Origin of the sequence: Gordonia sp. McavH-238-E (assembly GCF_022348225.1) — a bacterium.
GTDB classification, from domain to species: Bacteria; Actinomycetota; Actinomycetes; order Mycobacteriales; family Mycobacteriaceae; genus Gordonia; species Gordonia terrae.
Genome location: NZ_JAKRFE010000021.1, coordinates 36,900 through 60,900, shown reverse-complemented (window position 1 = coordinate 60,900; position 24,001 = coordinate 36,900). Strand labels below are relative to the sequence as shown.

At 67.6% G+C, this 24,001-nt stretch carries 20 protein-coding genes; 15 read left to right on the top strand and 5 right to left on the bottom strand.

The annotated features are described in order from the left end of the window. Positions 1 to 3: 3 nt before the first annotated feature. Together MHN80_RS23310 and sigK are read right to left on the bottom strand one after the other, a co-directional pair. Positions 4 to 2,241 carry an NADP-dependent isocitrate dehydrogenase gene (locus MHN80_RS23310; protein ID WP_239403846.1) on the bottom strand — a complete coding sequence of 746 codons (2,238 nt, stop codon included), beginning with the start codon at positions 2,239 to 2,241 and terminating at the stop codon, positions 4 to 6. Positions 2,242 to 2,568: 327 nt separating this feature from the next. Further along, the gene (gene sigK, locus MHN80_RS23305) at positions 2,569 to 3,123 is read right to left on the bottom strand and encodes an ECF RNA polymerase sigma factor SigK (protein WP_004021307.1); all 555 of its coding nucleotides are present in this window, start codon (positions 3,121 to 3,123) and stop codon (positions 2,569 to 2,571) included. Positions 3,124 to 3,376: 253 nt separating this feature from the next. Here sigK and MHN80_RS23300 point away from each other — a divergent pair, with 253 nt between their 5' ends. The 11 genes from MHN80_RS23300 (at position 3,377) to MHN80_RS23250 (ending at position 16,396) form a co-directional block, all read left to right on the top strand. Further along, the gene (locus tag MHN80_RS23300) at positions 3,377 to 3,982 is read left to right on the top strand and encodes a DNA-3-methyladenine glycosylase I (RefSeq protein WP_004021308.1); all 606 of its coding nucleotides are present in this window, start codon (positions 3,377 to 3,379) and stop codon (positions 3,980 to 3,982) included. A gap of 29 nt (positions 3,983 to 4,011) precedes the next feature. Beyond that, the gene (locus MHN80_RS23295) at positions 4,012 to 4,758 is read left to right on the top strand and encodes an Asp/Glu/hydantoin racemase (protein WP_101819704.1); all 747 of its coding nucleotides are present in this window, start codon (positions 4,012 to 4,014) and stop codon (positions 4,756 to 4,758) included. Next, complete coding sequence (locus MHN80_RS23290) at positions 4,755 to 5,150, top strand: PPOX class F420-dependent oxidoreductase (protein WP_004021310.1); 396 nt, start codon at positions 4,755 to 4,757, stop codon at positions 5,148 to 5,150. The genes MHN80_RS23295 and MHN80_RS23290 overlap by 4 nt, the downstream gene beginning before the upstream one ends. A gap of 251 nt (positions 5,151 to 5,401) precedes the next feature. Further along, positions 5,402 to 5,500, top strand: coding sequence for a potassium-transporting ATPase subunit F (locus tag MHN80_RS23285; protein WP_082932005.1), 99 nt, complete (start codon positions 5,402 to 5,404; stop codon positions 5,498 to 5,500). Between the two features lie 4 nt (positions 5,501 to 5,504). After that, on the top strand, positions 5,505 to 7,307 hold the full coding sequence (kdpA, locus tag MHN80_RS23280) for a potassium-transporting ATPase subunit KdpA (RefSeq protein ID WP_239403845.1): 1,803 nt from the start codon (positions 5,505 to 5,507) through the stop codon (positions 7,305 to 7,307). Further along, positions 7,304 to 9,430, top strand: coding sequence for a potassium-transporting ATPase subunit KdpB (gene kdpB / locus MHN80_RS23275; protein ID WP_239403844.1), 2,127 nt, complete (start codon positions 7,304 to 7,306; stop codon positions 9,428 to 9,430). Before kdpA ends, kdpB begins: the two co-directional genes overlap by 4 nt. Positions 9,431 to 9,434: 4 nt before the next feature. Then, positions 9,435 to 10,070, top strand: a complete 636-nt coding sequence (locus MHN80_RS23270; protein ID WP_239403843.1) for a potassium-transporting ATPase subunit C — start codon at positions 9,435 to 9,437, stop codon at positions 10,068 to 10,070. Positions 10,071 to 10,089: 19 nt separating this feature from the next. Beyond that, positions 10,090 to 12,636 (top strand): sensor histidine kinase KdpD, encoded by a 2,547-nt coding sequence (locus MHN80_RS23265; RefSeq protein WP_239403842.1) that lies wholly within the window; start codon positions 10,090 to 10,092, stop codon positions 12,634 to 12,636. Continuing rightward, positions 12,633 to 13,355 (top strand): response regulator, encoded by a 723-nt coding sequence (locus MHN80_RS23260; RefSeq protein ID WP_239403841.1) that lies wholly within the window; start codon positions 12,633 to 12,635, stop codon positions 13,353 to 13,355. Before MHN80_RS23265 ends, MHN80_RS23260 begins: the two co-directional genes overlap by 4 nt. Then, positions 13,352 to 14,281: an aminoglycoside phosphotransferase family protein gene (locus MHN80_RS23255; RefSeq protein WP_239403840.1), complete on the top strand. Its 930-nt coding sequence runs from the start codon at positions 13,352 to 13,354 to the stop codon at positions 14,279 to 14,281. Before MHN80_RS23260 ends, MHN80_RS23255 begins: the two co-directional genes overlap by 4 nt. 441 nt (positions 14,282 to 14,722) lie before the next feature. Next, a complete protein-coding gene (locus MHN80_RS23250; protein ID WP_239403839.1) occupies positions 14,723 to 16,396 on the top strand; it encodes an HNH endonuclease signature motif containing protein in 1,674 nt (557 codons plus the stop codon). A gap of 79 nt (positions 16,397 to 16,475) precedes the next feature. On the opposite strand, the gene MHN80_RS23245 is transcribed toward MHN80_RS23250, so the two are convergent. Further along, positions 16,476 to 17,228 carry a maleate cis-trans isomerase gene (locus MHN80_RS23245; RefSeq protein ID WP_239403838.1) on the bottom strand — a complete coding sequence of 251 codons (753 nt, stop codon included), beginning with the start codon at positions 17,226 to 17,228 and terminating at the stop codon, positions 16,476 to 16,478. 54 nt (positions 17,229 to 17,282) lie between these two features. Here MHN80_RS23245 and MHN80_RS23240 point away from each other — a divergent pair, with 54 nt between their 5' ends. From MHN80_RS23240 to MHN80_RS23225, 4 genes are all read left to right on the top strand, one after another. Next, entirely contained in the window at positions 17,283 to 18,689 is a 1,407-nt protein-coding gene (locus MHN80_RS23240) for an amidase (protein WP_239403837.1), read from the top strand. After that, positions 18,686 to 19,222 (top strand): DUF3830 family protein, encoded by a 537-nt coding sequence (locus tag MHN80_RS23235; protein ID WP_004021320.1) that lies wholly within the window; start codon positions 18,686 to 18,688, stop codon positions 19,220 to 19,222. The genes MHN80_RS23240 and MHN80_RS23235 overlap by 4 nt, the downstream gene beginning before the upstream one ends. Positions 19,223 to 19,232: 10 nt before the next feature. Further along, positions 19,233 to 20,021 carry a GntR family transcriptional regulator gene (locus tag MHN80_RS23230; RefSeq protein WP_239403858.1) on the top strand — a complete coding sequence of 263 codons (789 nt, stop codon included), beginning with the start codon at positions 19,233 to 19,235 and terminating at the stop codon, positions 20,019 to 20,021. Between the two features lie 115 nt (positions 20,022 to 20,136). Next, the gene (locus MHN80_RS23225; RefSeq protein WP_239403836.1) at positions 20,137 to 21,522 is read left to right on the top strand and encodes an MFS transporter; all 1,386 of its coding nucleotides are present in this window, start codon (positions 20,137 to 20,139) and stop codon (positions 21,520 to 21,522) included. Here MHN80_RS23225 and MHN80_RS23220 read toward each other — a convergent pair. After that, positions 21,519 to 22,727, bottom strand: coding sequence for a M20 family metallopeptidase (locus tag MHN80_RS23220; RefSeq protein ID WP_239403835.1), 1,209 nt, complete (start codon positions 22,725 to 22,727; stop codon positions 21,519 to 21,521). The two genes, MHN80_RS23225 and MHN80_RS23220, sit on opposite strands and share 4 nt — an antisense overlap. Further along, complete coding sequence (locus MHN80_RS23215; protein ID WP_239403834.1) at positions 22,724 to 23,962, bottom strand: PLP-dependent aminotransferase family protein; 1,239 nt, start codon at positions 23,960 to 23,962, stop codon at positions 22,724 to 22,726. Before MHN80_RS23215 ends, MHN80_RS23220 begins: the two co-directional genes overlap by 4 nt. Positions 23,963 to 24,001 lie beyond the last annotated feature (39 nt).

Here is a 24,001-nt window from a genome sequence, read left to right as displayed (position 1 = left end):
CGATCAGCGCTGCGCGCTCGCGAGTGCGTCGTTGAACGTCGAGCTCGGACGCATGACGGCGGCGGTCTTGTCCCAGTCTGGGTAGTAGTAGCCGCCGATGTCGACCTGCTCACCCTGCACTGCGTTGAGCTCGTCGACGATCTTGTCCTCGTTGGCGGCGAGGGTCTCGGCCAGCGAGGCGAAGTGCTTCGCGAGATCCTCGTCCTCGGTCTGCGCGGCGAGTTCTTGCGCCCAGTAGAGCGCGAGGTAGAACTGGCTGCCGCGGTTGTCGAGCTCGCCGGTCTTGCGCGACGGACCCTTGTCGTTCTCGAGCAGCTTGCCGGTGGCGGTGTCGAGGGCCTTGGCCAGGATGACGGCGCGCTTGTCGTCGAACTTCTTGCCCACGTCCTCAAGGCTCACCGCGAGCGCGAGGAACTCACCGAGCGAATCCCACCGGAGGTGGTTCTCCTCGATGAGCTGCTTGACGTGCTTGGGGGCCGAGCCGCCCGCGCCGGTCTCGTAGAGGCCGCCGCCGGCCATGAGCGGGACGATGGACAGCATCTTGGCGCTGGTGCCGAGTTCCAGGATCGGGAACAGGTCGGTGAGGTAGTCGCGCAGGATGTTGCCCGTGGCCGAGATGGTGTCCAGGCCGCGGACGACGCGCTCGAGGGTGTACCGCATCGCGCGCACCTGCGACATGATCTGGATGTCGAGGCCCTCGGTGTCGTGATCGGGCAGGTACTTGTGGACCTTCTTGATCAGCTCGTTCTCGTGCGGGCGGTACGGGTCCAGCCAGAACAGCACCGGCATCCCGGAATCGCGGCAGCGGTTGACGGCCAGCTTGACCCAGTCCTGGATCGGGGCGTCCTTGACGATGCACAGACGCCAGATGTCGCCCTCTTCGACGGTCTGGGTCAGCAGGACCTCGCCGGTCTCGAGGTCGGTGATGTTGGCGGTGCCGCCCGCGGGGACCTCGAAGGTCTTGTCGTGCGAGCCGTACTCCTCGGCCTTCTGCGCCATCAGGCCGACGTTGGGGACGGTGCCCATCGTGGTGGGATCGAACTGCCCGTTGGTCTTACAGAAGTTGATCATCTCCTGGTAGATGCGGGAGAAGGTCGACTCCGGGTTGACGGCCTTGGTGTCCTTGAGGCGGCCGTCGGCGCCGTACATCTTGCCGCCGGCGCGGATCATGGCCGGCATCGAGGCGTCGACGATGACGTCGCTGGGGGAATGGAAGTTGGTGATGCCGCGGGCCGAGTCGACCATCGCCAGCTCGGGACGATGCTCGTGGCACTTGTGCAGGTCGTCGATGATCTCCTCGCGCTGCGCGCTGGGGAGGGACTCGATCTTGCTGTAGAGATCCGACAGGCCGTTGTTGACGTTGACGCCGAGCTCGTCGAAGAGTTCGCCGTGCTTCTCGAACGCGTCCTTGTAGAAGACCTTGACGGCGTGACCGAAGACGATCGGGTGGCTGACGCGCATCATCGTTGCCTTGACGTGCAACGAGAACATCACGCCGGTCTTGTAGGCGTCCTCGATCTGCTCCTCGTAGAACTCGATGAGGGCCTTCTTGCTCATGAACATGCTGTCGATGACGTCACCGTCGGTCAGCGACACCTCGGGCTTGAGGACGAGGGTCTCGCCGGAATCGGTGAGGAGCTCCATCTTGACCTTGCGGTCGCCGGAGACGGTCATCGACTTCTCGCCGTGGTAGAAATCGCCTTCGCGCATGTGGGCGACGTGGGTACGCGACGCCATCGACCACTCGCCCATGCTGTGCGGATGCTTCTTCGCGTACTCCTTGACCGCCTTCGGCGCGCGGCGATCTGAGTTGCCTTCGCGCAGAACGGGGTTGACGGCGCTGCCCAGGCACTTGGTGTAGCGGTCGCGGATGGCGCGCTCGTCGTCGGTCTTGGGGTTGCCCGGGAAGTCGGGGAGATCGTAGCCCTTGTCCTGGAGTTCCTTGATGGCGGCGAGGAGCTGGGGGACAGATGCGCTGATGTTGGGGAGCTTGATGATGTTGGTGTCGGAAGCCTGGGTGAGCTTGCCGAGCTCACCGAGATTGTCGGTGACCTTCTGGTCGTCGGGCAGGAGGTCGGAGAACTCGGCGAGGATACGAGCCGCGACCGAGATGTCACTCGTCTCGACGGCGATCCCGGCCGCTCCGGCGAACGTGCGCACCACCGGCAGAAACGCGTGAGTGGCGAGCATGGGTGCCTCGTCGGTCAGCGTATAGATGATGGTCGGCTGTTCGGCACTCATGCGATGTGTTCTCGATTCTGTCTTGGTTGACGCTTCAGTGTGCGGCCTTGTGGGTCCGGCTTTACCGATATCACGACGGGGATGTACCCGTGCGACATCCACCCATGATTTTGCCTGTCCACCGCGAACGGCGGGAGACGTGGTGGGTGGAATCGGACAGAACTCGAGGTGGTAACGGCTGTGACCTGGCCTGCGTCTCAAAATTTGTGTGGTCGAGGACACAGCGGGACCCCATGGGTCACGACATGACTCGACCCCACTCGGGTGGCGGGAGATCGCCGTCGAGCGGGGTCTGCGGAAACGGGCGGGGGTGGGGGCGGGCCGGTGTCAGGCGGCGCGGCCGGGCACGGTCTGCCGCAGTCGGATCAACCCGTCGCGGATGCGCGACTTGACGGTCGGTAGGGCCACCTCGAGATGTTCGGCGACCTCGCGGTAGGTGAGCCCGTGGAAGTAGGCGAGTTCGATGGCCTGTCGCTGCAGCGGTGTGAGGGTCTCCAGGCCAGTGTGGATGAGACGGGCGATCTCGCGTCGCTCCACCGACTCGCTGACCTCGTCGACCTCTCGGCCGGTGTCGGCGATGCCATAGGCGACGGTGCGCCGGGTCGCGGCGGATTCCGAGCGGACACGGTCGACGGCTCGGCGGTGCGCGAGCGTCAGGATCCAGGAGAGCGCCGAACCGGATGCCGGGTCGTAGGCATCGGCGTTGCGCCACACCGCGAGGAAGGTCTCCTGCGTCGCCTCTTCGCTGTAGCCCGGGTCGCGGAGCACGCGCAGTGTCATGCCGTACACCCGATCGCAGGTCGCGTCGTAGAACTGGGCGAAGGCGTCCATGTCGCCGGTGGCCACCCGGGCGAGGAGGGCGCTCAGATCGGTGTCTTTCATCACGAAGCTCCTTGCCGAAGGTGGATTGTGGCGATCGCGGGTCCGGTCGTCGGTGAGTCCGGGGTGCCCTGCGATGCGATGTGTCCAACGCTAGGCGGGTGGCGCCGTGGAGTGATCATCGCGAGACACAACGGGATGGTTTCGCAATACTTGGTAACGGTGAGATAACGACGATGCGTTGGGGCCGCGTGGCGGCGATGAGCAGGGCTGTCGGTCTCGCGGAGTAGCCTCCTCGCGACGAGAGGGGCATGCCTTGCCTGACGACACCATAACGATTGCCGACGGTCGGGCGCGCTGCCTGTGGGCGGCGCGGGAGCCGGAGACCACTTACCACGACACCGAGTGGGGATTTCCGATCGCCGGCGATACGGCGCTGTTCGAGCGCGTCTGCCTCGAGGGTTTCCAGTCGGGGCTGAGCTGGCGGACCATCCTGACGAAGCGCGAGAACTTCCGGGCGGCGTTCGCGGGATTCGACATCGAGCAGGTGGCCCGATTCGCCGACGCCGACGTCACCCGGCTGCTCGCCGACGCCGGCATCATCCGGCACCGCGGCAAGATCGAGGCGTCGATCAACAACGCGCGCCGGGCGATCGAGCTCATCGACGAGCACGGGTCGCTCGAGTCCTACTTCTGGGGATACGCCCCTGCCGGGGAGCATGAACCCGGCTCGATGACGACCTCGCCCGAGTCGGTGGCGCTGTCGAAGGACCTGAAGAAGCGTGGCTGGCGGTTCGTCGGTCCGACGACGATGTTCGCCCTCATGCAGGCGACCGGCATGGTCAACGACCACGCCTACGACTGCGTGATCCGGGCGGACGTGGACGCGGCGCTCCGGGCCGCCTATCCCCAGCGATTGTAGACAATCTGACAATATGCCATCATCCCTGCATGACCGCCCAGATCGGCATCGGGATGGTGTGCCCGTTCGACATGGCTCTCGATCGTGAGCTGTGGCGCTGGATGCCGGACTCGGTGTCCCTGTACTTCACCCGCACCGGGTTCATCGACGCACCCGTCGACGTCGAACTGTGTCGCGACCTGAACAATCACGCCGAGATCGCCGCCGCGGTGCGAGCCGTGTCGTCCGTCGGACCCCGTTCCTTCGGCTACGCCTGCGCGTCGGGCAGCTTCGTCTACGGGATGGCGGGCGCGCTCGAGATCTCGAACTGCATGGTCGCAGCCGGTGCCGACCGGGCGGTGACGACATCCGAGGCCCTGATCCGCGCCCTCGACGCGCTGGACATCGGCACGCTCTCGGTCGCGACCCCGTACACCGCGGCGCTCACCGGGCTGCTGTGCGACTTCCTCGCCGAATCCGGCCGGGGCGTCGTCGCGCAGGCGGGACTCGGTCGTGACCACGAGATCTGGACGATCCCGTACCCCGTGACCGCAGACCTCATCCGGGCCGCAGACCACCCCGACGCAGACGCGATCTTCGTGTCCTGCACCAACCTCTGGACCTACGACATCCTCGCCGGCCTCGAAGCCGAGCTCGGCAAACCGGTCCTGTCGGCGAATCAGGTCACCGCCTGGGCGACACTCTGCGACGCCGGGGTGCTCGGTGACAGCACCGGGTTCGCGGGCGCGTCGAGCGGCCACTCGCAGGCGCTGTTTGCCCGTAGCATGGCCGCATGACCTCGAGCGCGGCGGCTTTCGGCGAAGCAGGCACGGCCAAGTACGTGAGCCTGACGACCTATCGCAAGGACGGCACCGCGGTGACCTCACCGCTGTGGGCGGCGCTCGACGGCGACCGTCTCGTCATGTGGACCGTCGCTGACTCGTGGAAGGTCAAGCGCCTGCGGCGCGACCCCCGCGTCGTCGTACAGGCCTGTGATGTTCGGGGCCACAAGACCTTCGGCGAACCCGTCAGCGGTACCGCCGAGGTGCTCGACGAGGCCGGCAGCGACAGCGTGAAGCGCGCTATCGCCCGCAAGTACGGACTGCTCGGCAAGATCACCATCCTCGGCAGCAAGATCCGCCGCGGCAAGCACGGCAGCGTGGGGATCGTCATCACACCCGCGGCATAGGCTCCCCGACCGGGCGGACCGAGCGAGACGTCAACGCGGCGTCAATAACCGTGCGGTCCGCGTATGGAACGCGTTAAGGACTCTCCCGCAGCCGGCCGGGTTGCGTGATCCTTCGATGTGGCCACCGAACGGTGGGTGTCGATGTGATCGGAGAGTGACTGCGTGGCGGACCTCGTGTACGTGCTGCCGGCCCTCGCGGGGTTCGCCCTGTGCGTGGCGGCGGTGCGAGCCCTCGATGTCAGGACCAAGTCGTGACCGCGGACGGGGTGACCACCATCGTGCTGCTGGCCCTGGCTGCCGCGACGGTGCTGTTCCTGTTGGTCGCGCTCGTGTTCCCGGAGAGGTTCTGACGGCGTGAACACAACTGTTGCGGGACTCCTCCAGGTGGCCGCTCTCCTCGTGATCCTCGCTGTCGCCTACGTCCCGCTGGGCGACTACATGGCGCGGGTATACACCGGTGCTCGAGACCTCCGAGTCGAGCGCGTCCTGTACCGGATGGCGCGGGTCGACCCGCGTCGTCAGCAGACCTGGGTGGGTTATGCCCTTGCGGTGCTGGCCTTCTCGCTGATCTCGTTCCTCGTCGTCTACCTCCTGCAGCGTCTCCAGGGTGTCCTGCCCTGGTCCGATGGCAAGCCGGGTGTGTCGCCGTCGATGGCGTTCAACACCGCCATCTCCTTCGTGAGCAACACCAATTGGCAGTCTTTCTCGCCCGAACTGGTGATGAGCAACCTGACGCAGATGCTCGGGTTCGCCGTCCAGAACTTCGTCTCCGCAGCGGTGGGCATGGCGGTCGCGATGGCGGTCATCCGCGGCATCGTGAGTCGTCGCGGGACCGGCGAGATCGGGAACTTCTGGGTGGACCTGGTGCGTGGATCAATCCGAATCCTGCTGCCGCTCAGCCTGGTCCTCGCGACTCTGCTGATCACGCAGGGCCTGGTCCAGTCCTGGCACACCGGGTTCGGGTGGACCACCCTCGACGGTGCCGATGCGCGCAGCATGCTCGGTCCGTTCGCCTCGCAGGAGGCCATCAAGGAACTCGGCACCAACGGGGGCGGGACGCTGTCGGCGAACTCGGCACACCCGTTCTCGAACCCCACGCCGCTGTCGAACCTGCTGGAGATCACCGCACTCCTGCTGATCCCGGTCTGCCTGACGCGCACCTACGGGACCCTGGTCCGCGACCGGCGGCAGGGTCTGACACTGCTGGCCGTGATGGCCGCCATCTGGTCGCTGATGCTCACCCTCGTGTGGGTCTTCGAGAGCCGCACCGCAGGAAGCGCTTCCGCGGCCGCCGGGGCGATGCTGGAAGGCAAGGAGGTCCGGTTCGGGATCCCCGGATCGGCCCTGTTCGCGGTCTCGACCACCGGCACGTCGACCGGCGCGGTGAACTCCGCGCATGACAGTTTCTCGGCGGTCGGCGGCGGCGCCGTCCTGTGGAACATGCTCCTCGGCGAGGTCGCACCCGGCGGCGTCGGGTCGGGTCTGTACGGCATCCTCGTGATGGCGATGATCACCGTGTTCATCGGGGGGCTGCTCGTCGGACGCTCGCCGACCTTCCTCGGCAAACGCATCGGACAGCACGAGATCACCATGGCGGCACTGTATGTGCTGGTGATGCCTGCCCTCGTGCTGACCGGCACCGGGATCTCGATGATCCTGGGATCGACGACCGAGGCGCAGGGCAACAACGGGGACCCGGGGAGTCCGGGCTCGATCCACGGCTTCAGCGAAGTCCTGTATGCCTACGCCTCGGCGGCCAACAACAACGGCAGCGCCTTCGGTGGCCTCACGGCGACCGGTGACTGGTTCCAGGGCTCGCTCGGCATGGCCATGCTGCTCGGTCGGTTCCTGCCCATCGTGGTGGTGCTCGCGCTGGCCGGACTTCTCGCCCGGCAGATCCCGCGCGGCGGCGGCACCGCTGCACTTGCCGTCGCACCCGTCGCCGTCGCGGTGAACCGCGCGAGCGGATCGTCGACCGCGGTGATGCCCGGGCCGACCGAGATCGCTCCGGATGTCGGTGCGTCGGAGGCGCGCTCGACCCTGCCCACCTCCGGTCTCCTGTTCGGATTCCTGCTGGCCGCGACCATCGTGCTCGTCGCCGGACTCACCTTCTTCCCGGCCATGGCGCTGGGACCGATCGCCGAGGCACTCCTGTGACCACACAATTCGTCCCCACCGACGAACCCGCGACGCCGGGCGCCGAGAAGTCCGATGAACCGGCATCGCCACTGGTGTCGCGCGGCGCCTTCGACATCCGCTCGCTGGTGACGTCGATGCCACTCGCGCTACGGAAGCTCGCCCCGCGGGCCCAGGCCCGGAACCCGGTGATGTTCGTGGTGTTCCTCGGAGCCGTCGTCACCACCGTGCTCGCGGCGCTGCATCCGTCCTGGTTCAGCTGGACCGTCGCCGCCTGGCTGTGGTTCACCGTTCTGTTCGCCAACCTCGCCGAGGCCGTGGCCGAGGGTCGTGGTCGCGCGCAGGCCGACAGTCTTCGAAAGGTCAAGCGCGACACGATCGCCCGCAGACTGATCGACGGTGATGACGTTGCCGGGGTCGGGGCGACCGAGGAGATCTCCGGCAGCGACCTGCGGGTCGGCGACCTCGTCCTGGTCGAGGCGGGCGAGGTCATCGCCGGTGACGGCGACGTCGTCGACGGGATCGCCACCGTGGACGAGTCGGCGATCACCGGTGAGTCCGCGCCGGTCGTCCGTGAATCCGGTGGCGACCGGTCGGCGGTCACCGGTGGAACCGTGGTGCTCTCCGACCGCATCGTCGTCCGGATCACCACGGCACCCGGGGAGACCTTCGTCGACCGGATGATCGCCCTCGTCGAGGGTGCCGCCCGCAAGAAGACCCCCAACGAGATCGCGCTCGACATCCTGCTGACCAGCCTGACGGTGATCTTCCTGCTCGCGGTGGTCGCGGTCGCGCCGATGCAGGAGTACGCCGGGCAATCGCCCGATCCGGTGAAGCTGATCGCGCTGCTGGTCTGCCTCATCCCGACCACCATCGGCGCCCTGCTCAGTTCGATCGGGATCGCGGGCATGGATCGGCTGGTTCAGCGCAATGTCCTGGCCATGTCGGGACGCGCGGTCGAGGCTGCCGGTGACATCGACACGCTGCTGATGGACAAGACCGGGACGATCACCTACGGCAACCGCCGCGCCACCGACCTCAACCCGGCACCGGGAGTGTCCGTCGACGAACTGGCGCGTGTCGCCTGTCGGTGCAGCCTCGCCGACGACACACCCGAGGGCCGCAGCATCGTCGAACTCTGCCGGTCCGCGTACGGCGTCACGACGGACGGCGGGGCCGACACGACCATCCCGTTCACCGCGCAGACGCGGATGAGCGGCGTGGATTCCGACGACGGCGGTGCACTCGTCGAGTACCGCAAGGGCGCCGCCGATGCGGTCGCCCGATGGGTCGCCGCCGGCGAGGGCACCGTCGACGACACCGTCGCCGCCGATGTGGAGCGGGTCTCGTCGGCGGGCGGTACACCGCTCGTGGTCGGGGTTCGCACCCACGGGCAACCGGCCCGGGTCATGGGTGTGATCGCGTTGTCCGACGTGGTGAAACCGGGCATGACGGCACGGTTCGCGCAGCTGCGCGCGATGGGCATCCGCACCGTGATGGTGACCGGCGACAATCCGCTCACCGCCCGGGCGATCGCGACCGAGGCAGGCGTCGACGACTTCGTCGCCGAGGCCACCCCCGAACAGAAACTCGACCTCATCCGCGCCGAGCAGGCCGCCGGACGCCTGGTCGCGATGACCGGTGACGGCACCAACGACGCACCCGCGCTGGCACAGGCCGACGTCGGGCTGGCGATGAACACCGGGACGTCGGCGGCGAAGGAAGCCGGCAACATGGTGGACCTCGACTCCGACCCGACCAAACTCATCGAGGTGGTCGGTATCGGCAAGCAGTTGCTGATCACCCGGGGTGCGCTGACGACGTTCTCGCTCGCCAACGACCTCGCCAAGTACTTCGCGATCCTGCCCGCCATGTTCACCGCCGTCTATCCGCAGCTCGACGCCCTCAACATCATGGGTCTCCACTCGGCGCAGTCGGCGATCGTGTCCGCGGTGATCTTCAACGCGTTGATCATCGTGGCACTCATCCCGCTGTCGTTGCGCGGCGTGCGCTACCGGCCGGACACGGCGTCGAAGTTGTTGGGCCGCAATCTAGCTGTATACGGGGTCGGTGGGGTCGTCACGCCGTTCGTCGGCATCTGGCTGATCGACCTCGTCGTCCGTCTACTTCCGGGAATGGGATGACGTCATGAACACTGTCTGGTCCGGCTTCGTCCGGCAATGTGTCGCCGCCGCGGGAATGATCCTGGGTCTCACGCTGATCCTCGGCCTCGCCTATCCGGCTGCGGTGTGGGCGATCTCGCGGGTGAACACCGCAGGCGCGGAGGGGTCGCAGGTCTCCGACGCCGCGGGCTGCCCCGTCGGATCCACGCTGATCGGTCTCGATCCGCGGGTCGAACCGGGTGCGCCCGACCCGTACCTGCACGCCCGGGTCCTGGGGGCTGCCGGCGAGCCGATGGCGACCGGCGATCCGTCGGCGTCGGCGGCGACCAACCAGGGACCCAACAGCGAGGTCCTGCTGACCAACGTCGCCGCGCGACGTGCGCTGATCGCCGAACGGGAGGGGGTCGCACCGGCACAGGTCCCGGCCGACGCGGTGACCGGATCGGGCTCGGGACTCGATCCGCACATCAGTCCCGAATACGCCGGTCTGCAGGTCGCGAGGCTGGCCCGCGAGAACCGTCGCACACCCGCGGAGATCGAGGCAGTCATCGACGAGCACACCGAGGGCCGACAGTTCGGATTCCTCGGGCAACCACGCGTGAACGTCCTCGAGGTGAACCTCGCGCTGGGTCATGCGCCACCCGGCTGTCGCGCCCCGTGACCGACGTTAGACTCGGCCGATGACCTCACCGGCCGGACTCTCCGAGGGGCGGGGGACACTGCGGGTGTTCCTCGGCTGTGCACCCGGTGTCGGGAAGACCTACGAGATGCTCGCCCAGGCCCGAACCCTCGTCGACGAGGGGACGGATGTCGTGATCGGCATCGTCGAAACCCACGGCCGGGTGGCCACTGCCGCGCTTGCCGAGGGACTGGAGACCGTTCCGCGCATCAGCCGGTCGTACCGCGGGACGCCGCTGGAGGAGATGGATCTCGACGCGGTGCTGGGTCGCCGACCGCAGGTGGCACTCGTCGACGAGCTCGCGCACACGAATGTCCCCGGATCTCGAAATCGCAAGCGGTGGGCGGACATCGAGGAGTTGCTCGGTGCCGGCATCGATGTGTACTCGACGATCAACATCCAGCACCTGGCGAGCCTGAACGATGTCGTCGCCCAGATCACCGGAGTGGTGCAACGGGAGACCGTGCCCGACGACATCGTGCGCGGCGCCGACGAGATCGAACTCGTCGACATCGATCCGCAGGCGTTGCGGCAGCGCCTGTCCGCGGGCAAGGTCTACCCGGGCGGACGTGTCGAGGGTGCCCTGGCCAACTACTTCCGGCAGGGCAATCTCACCGCGCTCCGTGAACTCGCGCTGCTGTGGCTGGCCGACCAGGTCGACGACAAGCTCGCGGATTACCGTACGGCACATTCGATCACCGAGACGTGGGAAGCACGCGAGCGGGTCGTCGTAGCCGTCACCGGCGGCGCCGAGTCGCCGACGCTGCTCCGGCGGGCGAGTCGGATCGCATCGCGTTCGAGCGCGGAACTGCTGGCCGTCCACGTGGTCCGCGGCGACGGGCTGACCGGTGCGGGGATCGACCTCGCCGCGCTCAAGGAGCTCGCCGCGGGATTCGGGGCACGGATCCACACCGTCGTCGGCGACGACATCCCGAGCACGCTGCTGGAGTTCGCCCGCGGGGTCAACGCCACCCAGCTCGTTCTCGGGACGTCGCGGCGACCGAGGTGGCAGCGGATCTTCGACGAGGGTGTCGGGGCCGCCGTGGTCAGCGAGAGCGGCCGCATCGATGTGCACATGGTGACCCATGACGAGACGACCCGACGGTCCCGGCTCGACATCCGGGACACCCGCTTTCACCGGCCGTTGAGTTGGGTGTTCGCGGTCGTGGTCCCGGTCGGTCTCACCGGGCTGCTGCAGGCACTCGATCCGTGGTTGGGCTTCGCCAGCCAGTCGGCGCTGTACTTCGTTGCGGTGCTCGCGGTGTCGATGCTCGGCGGCATCCTGCCGGCTGCTCTGTCGGCAGTGATCTCGGGGCTGCTGCTGAACTTCTTCTTCACCGACCCGCGATTCACGTTCACGATCAGCCAGCCCGACAATCTGATCACCATCCTGGTCATGCTGGTGATCGCGATCGCGGTTGCCGCGCTGGTGGATTCGGCAACCGTCCGGCGCACGCAGGCGCAGGACGCCGCGCGCGAGGCCGAGTTGCTGGCGCTGTTCTCCAGCGTCGTGCTCGGCGGTGCCGACGTGCCGGTCCTGCTGGAACGATTCCGCGAGACCTACGACCAGTCGGCGGTGGCGGTCGTGCGGCGGACCTCACGCTCGACTCGCACGGTCGAGGCCGCGGTGGGCTCCTCGCCACCGGCGACACCCGAGGACGCCGACACGGTGTGCGTCGTGCCCGGCGAGACGTTCGAACTGCTCCTGCGTGGACCGAAACTCGGTGCGCGGGACCGCCGTGTACTCGCGGCGGTGGCCGGGCAGGCCGCGGGCGCGGTGCAGCGTCACGCCCTGGAAGCCGAGGCGGCGACGGCCGAGGCGCTCGCGCGCACCGACGAGTTGCGCCGAGCTCTGCTCTCGGCGGTCAGCCATGACCTCCGGACACCACTGGCCGCGGCGAAGGCCGCGGTGTCGAGCCTGCGCAGCGACGACGTCACCTTCAGCGCCGAGGACACCGCAGAACTGCTGGCCACCGTCGACGAGTCGGTCGACCACCTCACCTCGCTGGTGGGGAACCTGTTGGATTCCTCCCGGCTCGCCGCGGGCGCGGTCCGGCCGCACCGGCAGCGGACCTTCCTCCCCGAGGTCGTGCATCGCGCCGCCGCGGCGGTGGCCCGACTCGATCCGGAGCCCGCCCTGTCCTTCGACCTCGGGCACGCCTGGGCCTACACGGATCCCGGATTGCTCGAACGTGCGCTGGCGAACCTCATCGACAACGCGCGGCGCCACGCCGGCGGCCATGTGGAGGTCACCGCCGGGTTGACCGCGGCCGACCCGCCCCGATGTGTGATCCGCATCGTGGACCACGGACCGGGTCTCCCGGTCGAGGACCGCGACCGGGTCTTCGCGGCCTTCCATCAGGGAGGTGACACCAGCGGCGCGTCGTCGGGGGTGGGTCTGGGGTTGTCGGTGGCACGGGGATTCGTCACCGCGATCGGGGGAGTGCTCGGCATCGAGGACACGCCGGGTGGCGGTGCCACGATGGTCGTCGACCTGCCCGCGACCGACGACGACGCTCCCGTGGTGACGGGAGGGCCGGTCGGATGAGTCCGGAGAAATCGACGACCGACAAGACGAGGGTCCTGGTCGTCGACGACGAGCCGCAGTTGTTGCGGGCCTTGCGGATCAACCTCAACGCGCGCGGCTTCGCGGTGACGACCGCGGCCACCGGTGCCGCCGCGCTGACGGCGGCGGCGCGGGAGGACCCGCACGTGGTGGTGCTCGATCTGGGCCTGCCCGACATCGACGGCCTGACGGTCCTCGAGGGGTTGCGCGGGTGGACGACCGTTCCCGTCATCGTCCTGTCGGCGCGGACCGACGCCGCCGACAAGGTCGTCGCCCTGGACTCGGGGGCCGATGACTACGTGACCAAACCGTTTGGCATGGAGGAGTTCCTGGCCCGGTTGCGGGCCGCACTGCGGCGTGGCTCCGCGTCGAACGCGACGTCGGAGTCCCCGGTGGTGGACGCGGGCGCGTTCGTCGTCGACCTCGCCGCGAAACAGGTGACTCGCGGAGGAGTTCCGGTCCATCTCACGCCGACCGAGTGGGGCATCCTGGAACTGCTGGTACGTCACGAGGGAAAGCTGGTGTCGCAGAGCGACATCCTGACCTCGGTCTGGGGTCCAGGATATCTCGGGCAGAGCAACTATCTGCGCGTCTACCTGGCGAGCCTGCGGCGCAAACTCGAAGAGGATCCAGCACATCCCCGCCACCTCCTCACCGAGGCCGGGATGGGCTACCGATTCGTCCGGTCGGGGCCGGGATGATCGCCGCCTCCGACATCCCGGCCGGATTGTCGGATCAGGCCGAGTTGGGGCCGCTCTGGGCGGACTGGCTGCGACGCCTCCCGGTCACGATCTCGGGACTCCTCGACGAGTGGGCCCTGCGCCGCGACGGCGACGAGTTGTGGCACGGGTTCGAATCGCTCGTGGTCCCGGTGTTCGATCGCGAGGGTGCGCCGGCTGTCCTGAAGGTGGCGTTCGACGGAGACGACGAGGGCGCGCACGAGGCTCTGGGACTGCACCATTGGCACGGTCGTGGGGCGGTGCGAATGCTGCGCGCCGATCCCCGTCGCCGCGCGATCCTCCTCGAACGACTCACCCGACGCGACCTGACGACCGTCGACGACGACGAGGCCTGTCTGGTGGTCGCCGGTCTCTACGGCCGGTTGCACATCCCGGCGCCGGGCCGGCTCACGCCACTCACCGCGCATCTGGAGCGGTGGCTGGACGACCTGGCCGGCATCCCGCGCGACGCGCCGGTGCCGAGACGCTTTGTCGAGCAAGCGCTCTCCCTCGGCCGGGACTTCCTCGCCGACGCCGCCACCGTGGGCGTCATCGTGCACGGCGACCTCCACCACGAGAACGTCCTCGCCGATGCCGACGGCCGCTGGGTCGCCATCGATCCCAGCCCGATGTCGGGTGATGCACACTACGAACTCGCCCCCATGATGTGGAACCGTCTGGACACGCGCGCTTCCGACGTGCGATACGACATCCGCCGGCGCTTCTCCACGATCACCGACGCGGCGAACCTCGATCCGGATCGTGCGCGCGACTGGGTCATCGTGCGGATGATCCTCAACGCGCACTGGGCGATCGAGGATGCCGAACGTGCGTCGCGCGCACTGCGCCCGACCGACCGTGAGTGGATCACGACGTGCATCACGGTCGCGAAGGCAGTGCTGGATTGACGTGCGTCCGACCCCGTCGACTGGGTGTCGTGATTCGTCGACTGTGCGTCAGTTCTCGTCGACCGTGCGTCCGATTGTGTCGACTATGCGTCGGATCCCGTTGACTGTGCATTGTTGCGGCCTCCGGTTTCTTCGACAGTTCGCCTCCTGTGGGGTTGAACCGGCGCCCCTTCCGCTGGTTGAGCCCCCAACCCGTTGGTTGAGCCGGCCCCGAGCGGAGCGAGGCGCCGTGTCGAAACCACCTGGTGACCCGAGGAACTCAGCCACCCGCGAACCCGGCCAGAACCATACTGCAACTCGCAGAGTTCATTTCGTCGACGACGATCTCACCTGCGGTGGAGACTCTTTCGAAATTGTCGGTGGTCGGGTTTACATTGGTTGGTAACAGATCACGCGCGATCGGGGCGGGTGACGAAACAGGCGTCGGGGGGCGTGGTGAGGGTGTGGACCGATCTGCCGGGCGAGTTCGTCGCCGGGGTCGACCCTGCCTGCGCGGCCGAGACCGACATGGTCATGTTGATGGCCGGCCTCGACGCGTCACGACGCGGAGAGTCCTATCTCGCCTGGCATCGGTATCAGACGATCGCGGTGATGGTCGACCGCCTGGTCACCACCAGCGCGTCGGGATTCGTGATGGACGGCCACGCCGACTGCGCCGCGCGCATCGCCCGCCAGGCCGGGGTGTCGCGCCGGCATGCCGAAACCCTGATCGATGAGGCCATCGCGCTGCGTGACCGGTTGCCCGAGGTTGCCGACACGCTGCGTGACGGGGTCCTGTCGCAGTGGCAGATCCGGTTGATCATCTCCCGCACCGAGCTGATCCCCGCCGATGACCCGATCACCCCTGTCCTTGATGCCGAGATCGCCGATACTGTGCGGCGCCGTAAGGGTGTGTGGGATCGGGCGCGGTTACGCGACATGGTCGACCGCCTCGTTTTCCGGCACGATCCGGATGCGGTACGGCAACGCCGCAAAGACGCGATGGATCAACGGGGGGTGTGGACCCATGAACTGCCCGACGGCACCGCCGAACTCACCGCCGTGATGTCGGCGGAAAACGTGCGGATCTCGGCCAAAGCCGTCGCCATCCTCGCTGATGCCGTCTGTAAGCGAGATGGCCGCATTCAGGGGATACGACGATCCGATGCGATGTTCGCGCTGTTGACCCGCACGCCATTCGAGTGCCAGTGCGACGACGAACAACCGTGCACCGCACAGATCCCAGACCTACAGGATGTGCTCGACGCGGTGCGCGCTGAGGTCGTGATTCATGTGGTGACCGATGCCGCGACCCTCGCTGGGGCGCCAGGGGTGGGATTCCTCGACGAGCACGGCATCATCAGCGATGAACACGTCCGGGACCTCGCCGCCCGCCCCGACGCCACCCTCACCCCGGTGACCCCTGCCCGTACCGCACCCACCTATGTGGTCGGTACCGCCGACGATGACGCGCAGCGAACTGCCCATCGCCCCGCGCCGGCCGACACAATCGGTTCGAATGTCCACTGCGGCACTGATGTCGACGCAGCCGAATCCGGTGGCGTCGGCGGGACCGGTGGCCTCGCCTCGGCCGTTGCGGTGGTGTATCCGGCGACCCATCCTGGCAACGGGTACCGGCCGACCGCGTCGTGCGCTGATTTCGTTCGGGTGCGGGACGGCTATTGCACCGAGCCCGGCTGCACCCGTTCGGCGTTCGCCTGCGATCTCGACCATGTCACCGAGTACGACCACACCGATCCTGCCCGGGGTGGGGCGACGTCGAGTGAGAACCTCAACGCCAAATGCCGCCCTAGTCACCTGTTCAAGACCCACGGGGACTGGGTGGATGTGCAGTACCGCGACGAAGACGGACGCCTGGTCACCGACTACGAGACCCCCGAAGGGGTCACCCTTCCCGGGGACGCCGAAACCCTCGAAGACACCTTCCCCAATGTGCGTCGGATCCGGTTCGAACAAGCCGCCCAAGCCCCACCCACCCCACGGGTGATCACCTCCGACAACCCGGAGCGCACGCACAGCCGACTGGACGCCAAACTCGCCCGCCGGCGACAAGAACGCGCCTGCAACAAACGAGCCCGCGAAGAACTCGACCGCCTCGACCCACCACCCTTCTGACGATCTCATCCCTCGCGCGACGGGACCGGACCAGTGCATCCTGGTGTGCGGCATGTGGTGTCGCTGTGCTCCTCGCTGCTCAACCAGCGGGTGGGTCGGACGGAGAGGTGAACAGGCTCCCGAGGCCGGGCACCTCGACCGAGAGACCGGCGAGCCGGAGCCCCTCCCACGCGGTGACCTGGTTGGCCGTGAGCACGGGTTTGCCGACGTAGGTCTCGAGGTCGGTGATCCACATCGCGGTGTGTAATGCGGTGTCGGGAACCACGATCGCCTGTGCCGAATCGCAGTCGGCGGCCGCGAGCATCTCGAACAACCCGTCACCGTCGAATGTGCCTGCCTCGGTGGCGGTCCCGATGTCGTTGGCGCGCAGGGCAACAACCTCGACACCGGCGTCGGCGAGGAACCCGATGAACCGGGCGGCCAGCGGCTCCGGGTAGGTCGCGGCGATCGCGACCCGCGACAGGCCGAGATGCCTGCACGCCCCGGCGAACGCCAGCGATGTCGACGAGGCCGGACGGCCGGCCCGGTCGGCGACGTCGGCGGCCTGGCGTCGGGCGCCGTCGAAGCCGTAGACGAAACTGCCGGAGGTGCACGCCCACATGACCGCCGACGGATGGTGGTCCAGCGCTCGCCGAACGCCGTCGGCGAGGCGGTCCCGTTCGCCGACCGCTGCCATGGCCTCGACGGTGTGATCGTCGGAGTCCACCTCGGTGATGAGGACCGGCAATCGGACCCCGAGGGAGGGTGCCGCGGCACCGATGGCCGCCTCGATGAGTTCGTAGTCGTCCTCGGCGGCGTGGCCGGGATACAGCATGGCGACGGCAGTTGTCACGCCCACACCTCCAAGGTAGATTGTCAACAATCTACCAACTCTCCGAGGGGGCGCATGTCGGACGCCACGCGGTGGCTCAGCGCCACGGAACTGGCCGAGGCCTACCGTACCGGTGCGCTCACACCGGAGACGGTGGCGACGGACCTGCTCGACGCCATCGAGGACGTCGATCCGCCGATCAATGCGTTCTGCCTGGTCGACCGGGACCGGACGATGGCTGCGGCCGTGGAATCCACGGCGAGATTCGCGGCCGGGACGCCCATCGGTCCACTCGACGGAGTGCCCGTCTCGATCAAGGACCTCCTCCTCACCGCCGGATGGCCGACACTGCGCGGTTCGCTGATGGTCGAACCCGATCAGATGGTGTGGGACACCGACGCGCCGGCCGTTGCCCGTCTGCGTGAGGCCGGCGCGGTGTTACTCGGCAAGGTCACCACGCCGGAGTTCGGCTGGAAGGGCGTGACCGACAGTCCGCGGACCGGTGTCACCCGCAACCCGTGGGATACGACGCGGACACCGGGCGGGTCGAGCGGGGGCAGTGCCGCGGCCCTCGCCGCCGGTCTGGGGCCGCTGTCGGTCGGCACCGACGGTGGCGGTTCCATCCGTATACCGGCCGCCTACTGCGGCGTCGTCGGGTTCAAACCCACGATGGGACGGGTGCCGATGTATCCGCCGAGTCCGTTCGCGCCGGTGGCACACGTCGGCCCGATGACACGGACCGTGTCGGATTGTGCTGCGCTGCTGGATGTCCTGAGCGGATTCGACGCGCGCGACTGGTCCGCCCTGCCCCCGTCGTCGACGAGTATGGCCACGGCGGTCCACGAGGTTCGCGACCTCGCGGATCTCCGTGTCGGGTACAGCGCCGATCTCGGATTCGGCTCGAATGACCCAGGTGTCCAGGCGAATACCGATCGGGTCGCATCAGTCCTCGAGCAGCTCGGGGCGACGGTGGAGAAGGTCGATCTGGGCTGGGATGACCCCGCCTGGGCCTATCACGTCATCTGGTTCGCCGGTGCCGGCGTCGTCGTGCGGGGGCTCGGCCCGCATGCCGCCGAGCGGGTGGACCCGCTGCTGATCGAAGCGCTCGAGCGCCACCGCGACCTCAGCGCGGCCGATGTCGTCGGTGCCACCGCCCTGCGGATGGAGATGGGCACCCAGATGAGCCTTCTCCACCAGGAATTCGACGTCCTGCTGACCCCGTCGATGCCGACCGTCGCATTCGGGGCCGGTCGCACGGTTCCCGACGGGTCGGCATCTCCCGACTGGACCTCGTGGACCCCCTACACCTACCCGTTCAATCTCACCGGCCAACCGGCGATCTCCGTGCCGAGCGGATTCGCCGATGGTCTGCCGACCGGGGCGCAGTTCGTCGGCGCACGCCATCATGACGCAACCGTTCTGCGCGTCGCGGCGGCGTACGAGGCGGCCGCCGGCTTCACCATGTTGGGGGATCGGCCGTGACGGAGGAACAGCGGACGGGCGCACGGTCCCGAGATGACCGATTCATCACCGTGACACTGGAGAAGCGAGGCGTGCGCGCGGTGGCGCGGATGCTGGATGCCGAGGCGCCGCGCACCGCCGCCGCGGTCTGGGACGCACTGCCGCTGGGAGGGCAGGTTTTTCACGGCAAGTTCGCGCGCAACGAGATCTACACGCTGCTGCCGGCCTTCGCTCCGGCGGAACCGGGGATGGAGAACACCACCATCACCCCGATCCCGGGTGATCTGTGCTATTTCACTTTCGACGGGGTGCTCGAGAACCCGGCCTACGGCTATGACAGCGGATCGGCCCCCGCCGAGCATCGGCTGCTCATCGACCTCGCGGTGTTCTACGGCCGCAACAATCTGCTGGTCAACGGCGATGTGGGCTGGGTCCCGGGCAATGTGTTCGCGACCATCGTCGAGGGTCTCGACGAGTTCGCAGCTGCCTGCAACGACGTCTGGATGGGCGGCGCGCGCGGGGAAACACTGACTTATGCGCGCCATTCACGGTAAGAAAGAGGGGATGACGGTGACGATGAAGGTGGGGGCCGAGACTCCGGGTCCGGAGGATCCGGGAGTTGATCGAACCGTCGTTCACCAGCCAAAACGGAGCAAATCGCCACGTCGCCGGGTGTTGTCGCCGCTGGTTCAGGAATCGACACCGGCGATCATCGCGCGTAAGTTGCACGATGCGATCGCAAACGGGGACTTCGCACCCGGCTCGCAACTGACGGAGTCGGGGCTGGCGGCCGACCTGGGCGTCAGTCGTGGTCCCCTCCGCGAGGCCATGCAGCGTCTCACCGCCGAGGGGTTGCTGGTCAGCCACCGCAACCGCGGGCTGTTCGTGGTGTCGATGGAGGACGACGACATCCGGGACATGTACGTAGCGCGGACCGCCGTGGAACGTGCTGCCGCGCAGCAGGTGATTGCGCATCGCGAGCAGGAGGCGGTGCAGGCGCTGGGTGAGGCCGTCGACGCGATGCGTGACCACATCGGCGAGCCCAACGGCGCCGGGATGGCGGAGGCGGACATGGCTTTCCATCAGACCCTGGTGGAATACGCCGGAAGTCAGAGGCTTTCGCGCCTGCACGAGACGATTCTCGTGGAGACGCGAATGTGCCTGCGAGCCATGCGGGGAACGTATTCCTCGGGAAAGGATCGGATCGACGAACACCAGGCGTTGGTGGACGCCATCGCCGCGGGAGATGCCGTGGCGGCGGATGCTCTGATGATCGAGCACATGGCCGACGGGTTGCGTCGCCTGATCGGTGACGGCGAGGACGCCGCAAACCTTCAGGTGGCCAGGGGCTGATCGCCCGCGGCCGGAGAGCGCACAGTCGAGAACGTCGCTGAGTGCATCTCGTGGGTCCACCGAGCGCTGCACGACGAGCTCGACCCTCAGCGGCCCCACGAATCAGGAAGCGCAGATGAGCGACACGACGACAGCAGACACATACGAGCAGCTCGCACCGGACCCGAACTCTCCCGAGGGCAAGAAACTCCTCCGAAAGGCCATCGGCGCCTCGGCGATCGGCAACGCCACCGAGTGGTATGACTACGGCGTCTACGCCGCGGCCTCGGTCTATCTGACCCAGGCATTCTTCCCGGGCGATTTCGGAACCGTCGGCACCATGCTCGGTTTCGCGATCTCCTTCGTGCTGAGGCCCCTGGGCGGCATGGTCTGGGGACCCATCGGCGATCGTATCGGCCGCAAATCCGTTCTCGCGATGACCATCCTGCTCATCTCCGGCGCGACCGCGCTGATCGGTCTGCTGCCCACACACGCGTCCATCGGCTTCTGGGCGCCGGTCCTGCTGATCCTGCTCAGGGTGATCCAGGGCTTCTCCACCGGCGGTGAATACGGCGGTGCCGCAACGTTCATGGCCGAGTACGCGCCCGACAACAAGCGCGGCAAGTACGGATCGTTCCTCGAATTCGGAACGCTGGCCGGCTTCTGCGGCGGCACACTGTTCGTCCTGCTGTTGCAGCTGGCGCTGACCGACAGCCAGATGGACCAGTGGGGCTGGCGTATCCCGTTCCTGCTCGCTCTCCCGATGGGCCTGATCGGTCTCTACCTGCGGTCGCAGATGGAAGACACCCCCGTGTTCCAGGAACTGGAGCAGGACAACGAGATCAAGGGGTCGGCCTGGACCCGATTCAAGGACCTGCTGGTCAACTACCGGCGTCCGATCATCACGATGTTCGGTCTGGTGATCGCGCTGAACGTCGCCAACTACACCTTGCTGGCCTACCAGCCGACCTATCTGCAGAACACGATCGATCTGTCCGAGACCTCCGCCAGCGTCGTCAACCTCATCGGTCAGCTGGTCATGATGTTGCTGATCCCGTTCTTCGGATGGTGGTCGGATTCGACGGGCCGCAAACCGATGTGGTGGGGTTCGCTGATCGGCCTGTTCGTCCTCGCCTTGCCGCTCTATTGGCTGATGGGGCAGGGGTTCGCCTGGGCGATCGTGGCATTCGTCATCCTGGGCGTGCTCTACATACCGCAGCTCGCGACCATCTCGGCGACATTCCCGGCGATGTTCCCGACGCAGGTCCGGTACGCCGGTTTCGCGATCTCCTACAACGTCGCGACCGCCGCCTTCGGCGGCACAGCCCCGCTGGTCAACGATGCCGTCGTCGAGAGCACCGACTGGAACCTGTTCCCGGCGGTCTACATGATGGGCGCGTGTGCCATCGGCATGGTCGCCCTGTGCTTCCTGAAGGAGACCGCGGGCGCCTCGCTCCGCGGCACCGAGATCCCGAGCCTCGAGAACGATTTCACGTCCTTGCAGAAGCAGAAAGCGAACTAGCGGCCGAGCAGCCGCATCGCGGCGAGGGCGTACGCTCTCGCCGCGATGACCAGATCGGCGATGGCCACCGACTCGTCTGGCTGATGGGCGTCGGTGTTGATGTTGCCCGGACCGAGGACGATCGACGGGACGCCGAGGTCGCGGCTGACGAACCCGCCGTCACAGGCGGCGGTCCAGCCGCCGACCGACGTGTCGGCACCGGCATCGATGACCGCGCTGACGGCCGTGGTGACGAGCGGATGTGCGGCGTCGGTGGCGAAACCGGGCATCTCCATGGTCACCCGGACGTCTACGGTGATGCCGTCGGTGTCTATCCCCTTCTCGCGGATCGTGGTTCGGAGCATCTCGGCGATCCGATGCGGGTCCTCGTCGGGCATCAGTCGCCGGTCGATGCCCAGCGAACAACCCGGTGCGACCACCGAGATGCCCTGCCCGCCCGCGATCGTCCCGACATTCCAGGTGCCGTGGCCGAGCAGGTCGTCGGAGTTCCCGGCCAGTCGCGCGGCGTCGACGCGGATGATCTCGACGATGGCGGCTGCGGCGTCGATGGCGCTGCGTCCGTCCGCGGGGCGCCCGGAATGCGCGGCGCGTCCGGTCACCTCGATCTCGATGTACGACGCGCCGCGACAGCCGCGGACGACCTGCATGTCCGTGGGTTCGGCGACCACGCAACCGAGGAACTCATGATCGGCGGGACGGCTCACGAAGTCCCGCACCCCGATTCCGTGCTCCTCCTCGTCGACCGTGCACACCAGTCGGACCGGTCCGGCGAGGTCGGTGCCGACCTCAGGAGTCCGAGTCAGCGCGCTCATCGCCGCGACGACGGCGGCCAGTCCACCCTTCATGTCGGTGGCACCGCGACCGTAGATGCGGCCGTCGCGGATGCGGACCGTGTACGGGTCGGCCGACCAGTTGGGTCCGGCCGGGACCACGTCCGAATGACCGAGGAACATCAATCCCGGTGCTGTCCCGGCACCCACGGTGGCGACGAGATTGGGTCTCCCGGGGGCCACCTCATGCGTCGTGACCTCGAAACCGAGCGCGCGGCAGGCGTTGCCGAGCACCGCGACCGCGGCCGATTCGGTGCCTCCGGGATTTTCGCTGGGCGCCTCGACCAGGGCCGAGGTGAGCGAGGTGATGGCGGCCTCGTCGATGAAACCGAGTACTGCGGACTCGGCTGCGGTCAGGTCCTGTTCACCACTCACCCGGCCATCTTCTCAAGACTGGCCGTGAGACGTCGAACACCCTCGTCGATTCGCTCGGGCATGCTCGACGCGAAACACAGACGCATCGAATTGCGGAAGCGGCCGCCCGGTGACAGCGCGGGTCCGGGGATGAACGCGACCCCGTCGGCGAGGGCGACCTCGAAGAGTTCCCGCGTGTCGATCTCGGCGAACTCGTCGCGCAGCGTGACCCACAGGAAGAAGCCGCCCTCGGGATTCGTGGTCACCACCCGATCGCCCAGATGACGCCCGATGGCGTCGAGCATGGCGTTCTTGCGCTCCCGGTACAGCACCCGGATCCCGGCGAGGTGGTCCTCGAGACCGCCGCGTGCGATGTACTCCGCGACGATGTGCTGGTTGGGCACGTTGGTGCAGGTGTCCATCGCCTGCTTGCCGTTGATGAGCAGTTGACGCAGTGACGGATCGGCGTCGACCCAGCCGACCCGCCAGCCCGGGGCGAGGATCTTGGAGAAGGTGCGCACCGAGAAGATCAGCGGATCACCGGGACTCAGGGTCTGGAAGGTCGGGATGTCGGTGCCGGCGAACCGCAGCAACCCGTACGGGTCGTCGTCGATGATCACCGACCCCCAGGTGTGCGCCAGCCGCAGCAGCTCGCGGCGTCGTTCCTCGGACATGGTGACGCCGGACGGATTCTGGAACGTCGGGATGGTGTAGATCGCCTTGGGCGTCTGACGGGTACGAGCAACCAGCGCCTCCAACTGATCGACCTGCATGCCGTCGTCGTCGACGGGCACCTCGAGCAGTTGCGCGCCATACGACAGCGCGGTGGCGCTGCCGTTGGTGTACGTCGGGGACTCGACGACGACCAGGTCGCCGGGGTCGACGAACAGCTTGCAGGCGAGGTCGAGTCCTTGCATCCCCCCGGTGGTGATGACCAGCCGGTCCAGGGACGACGGATCGGGAGTCGTGGCCAGATAGTCGACGAGGAGCTGCAGCAGTCGGGGCTCGCCCTCCGTCGCCCCGTAGGTGAACGACGTGTTGTCCAGGATCTCCCCGGCGATCTGCCGGAACTCGTCGGCCGGCACGGCCTCGTCCGCCGGCGAACCCATCGCGAAACGCACGATGTCGTGGGACTGCGCGGCCAGCAGCGAGGTCGACGAGTCGATCATCGAACCGACGAGGTCCTTGGCGCGGCCCGCCAGCGGCAGTGTCGGCGCCGAATGTCGGTTCTGGTAGGCGGTTTCGGTTGTGGTCACTTTCTTCACCTCGTCTCGGCAGCCCTTCGTGGCTCGTCG

What these genes read in the sequence shown, in the direction of transcription:
- MHN80_RS23310 (WP_239403846.1), bottom strand. Translation starts at nt 2,241, where the DNA reads ATGAGTGCCGAACAGCCGACCATCATCTATACGCTGACCGACGAGGCA.
- sigK (WP_004021307.1), bottom strand. Translation starts at nt 3,123, where the DNA reads ATGAAAGACACCGATCTGAGCGCCCTCCTCGCCCGGGTGGCCACCGGC.
- MHN80_RS23295 (WP_101819704.1), top strand. Translation starts at nt 4,012, where the DNA reads ATGACCGCCCAGATCGGCATCGGGATGGTGTGCCCGTTCGACATGGCT.
- MHN80_RS23290 (WP_004021310.1), top strand. Translation starts at nt 4,755, where the DNA reads ATGACCTCGAGCGCGGCGGCTTTCGGCGAAGCAGGCACGGCCAAGTAC.
- MHN80_RS23270 (WP_239403843.1), top strand. Translation starts at nt 9,435, where the DNA reads ATGAACACTGTCTGGTCCGGCTTCGTCCGGCAATGTGTCGCCGCCGCG.
- MHN80_RS23265 (WP_239403842.1), top strand. Translation starts at nt 10,090, where the DNA reads ATGACCTCACCGGCCGGACTCTCCGAGGGGCGGGGGACACTGCGGGTG.
- MHN80_RS23260 (WP_239403841.1), top strand. Translation starts at nt 12,633, where the DNA reads ATGAGTCCGGAGAAATCGACGACCGACAAGACGAGGGTCCTGGTCGTC.
- MHN80_RS23255 (WP_239403840.1), top strand. Translation starts at nt 13,352, where the DNA reads ATGATCGCCGCCTCCGACATCCCGGCCGGATTGTCGGATCAGGCCGAG.
- MHN80_RS23240 (WP_239403837.1), top strand. Translation starts at nt 17,283, where the DNA reads ATGTCGGACGCCACGCGGTGGCTCAGCGCCACGGAACTGGCCGAGGCC.
- MHN80_RS23230 (WP_239403858.1), top strand. Translation starts at nt 19,233, where the DNA reads ATGACGGTGACGATGAAGGTGGGGGCCGAGACTCCGGGTCCGGAGGAT.
- MHN80_RS23225 (WP_239403836.1), top strand. Translation starts at nt 20,137, where the DNA reads ATGAGCGACACGACGACAGCAGACACATACGAGCAGCTCGCACCGGAC.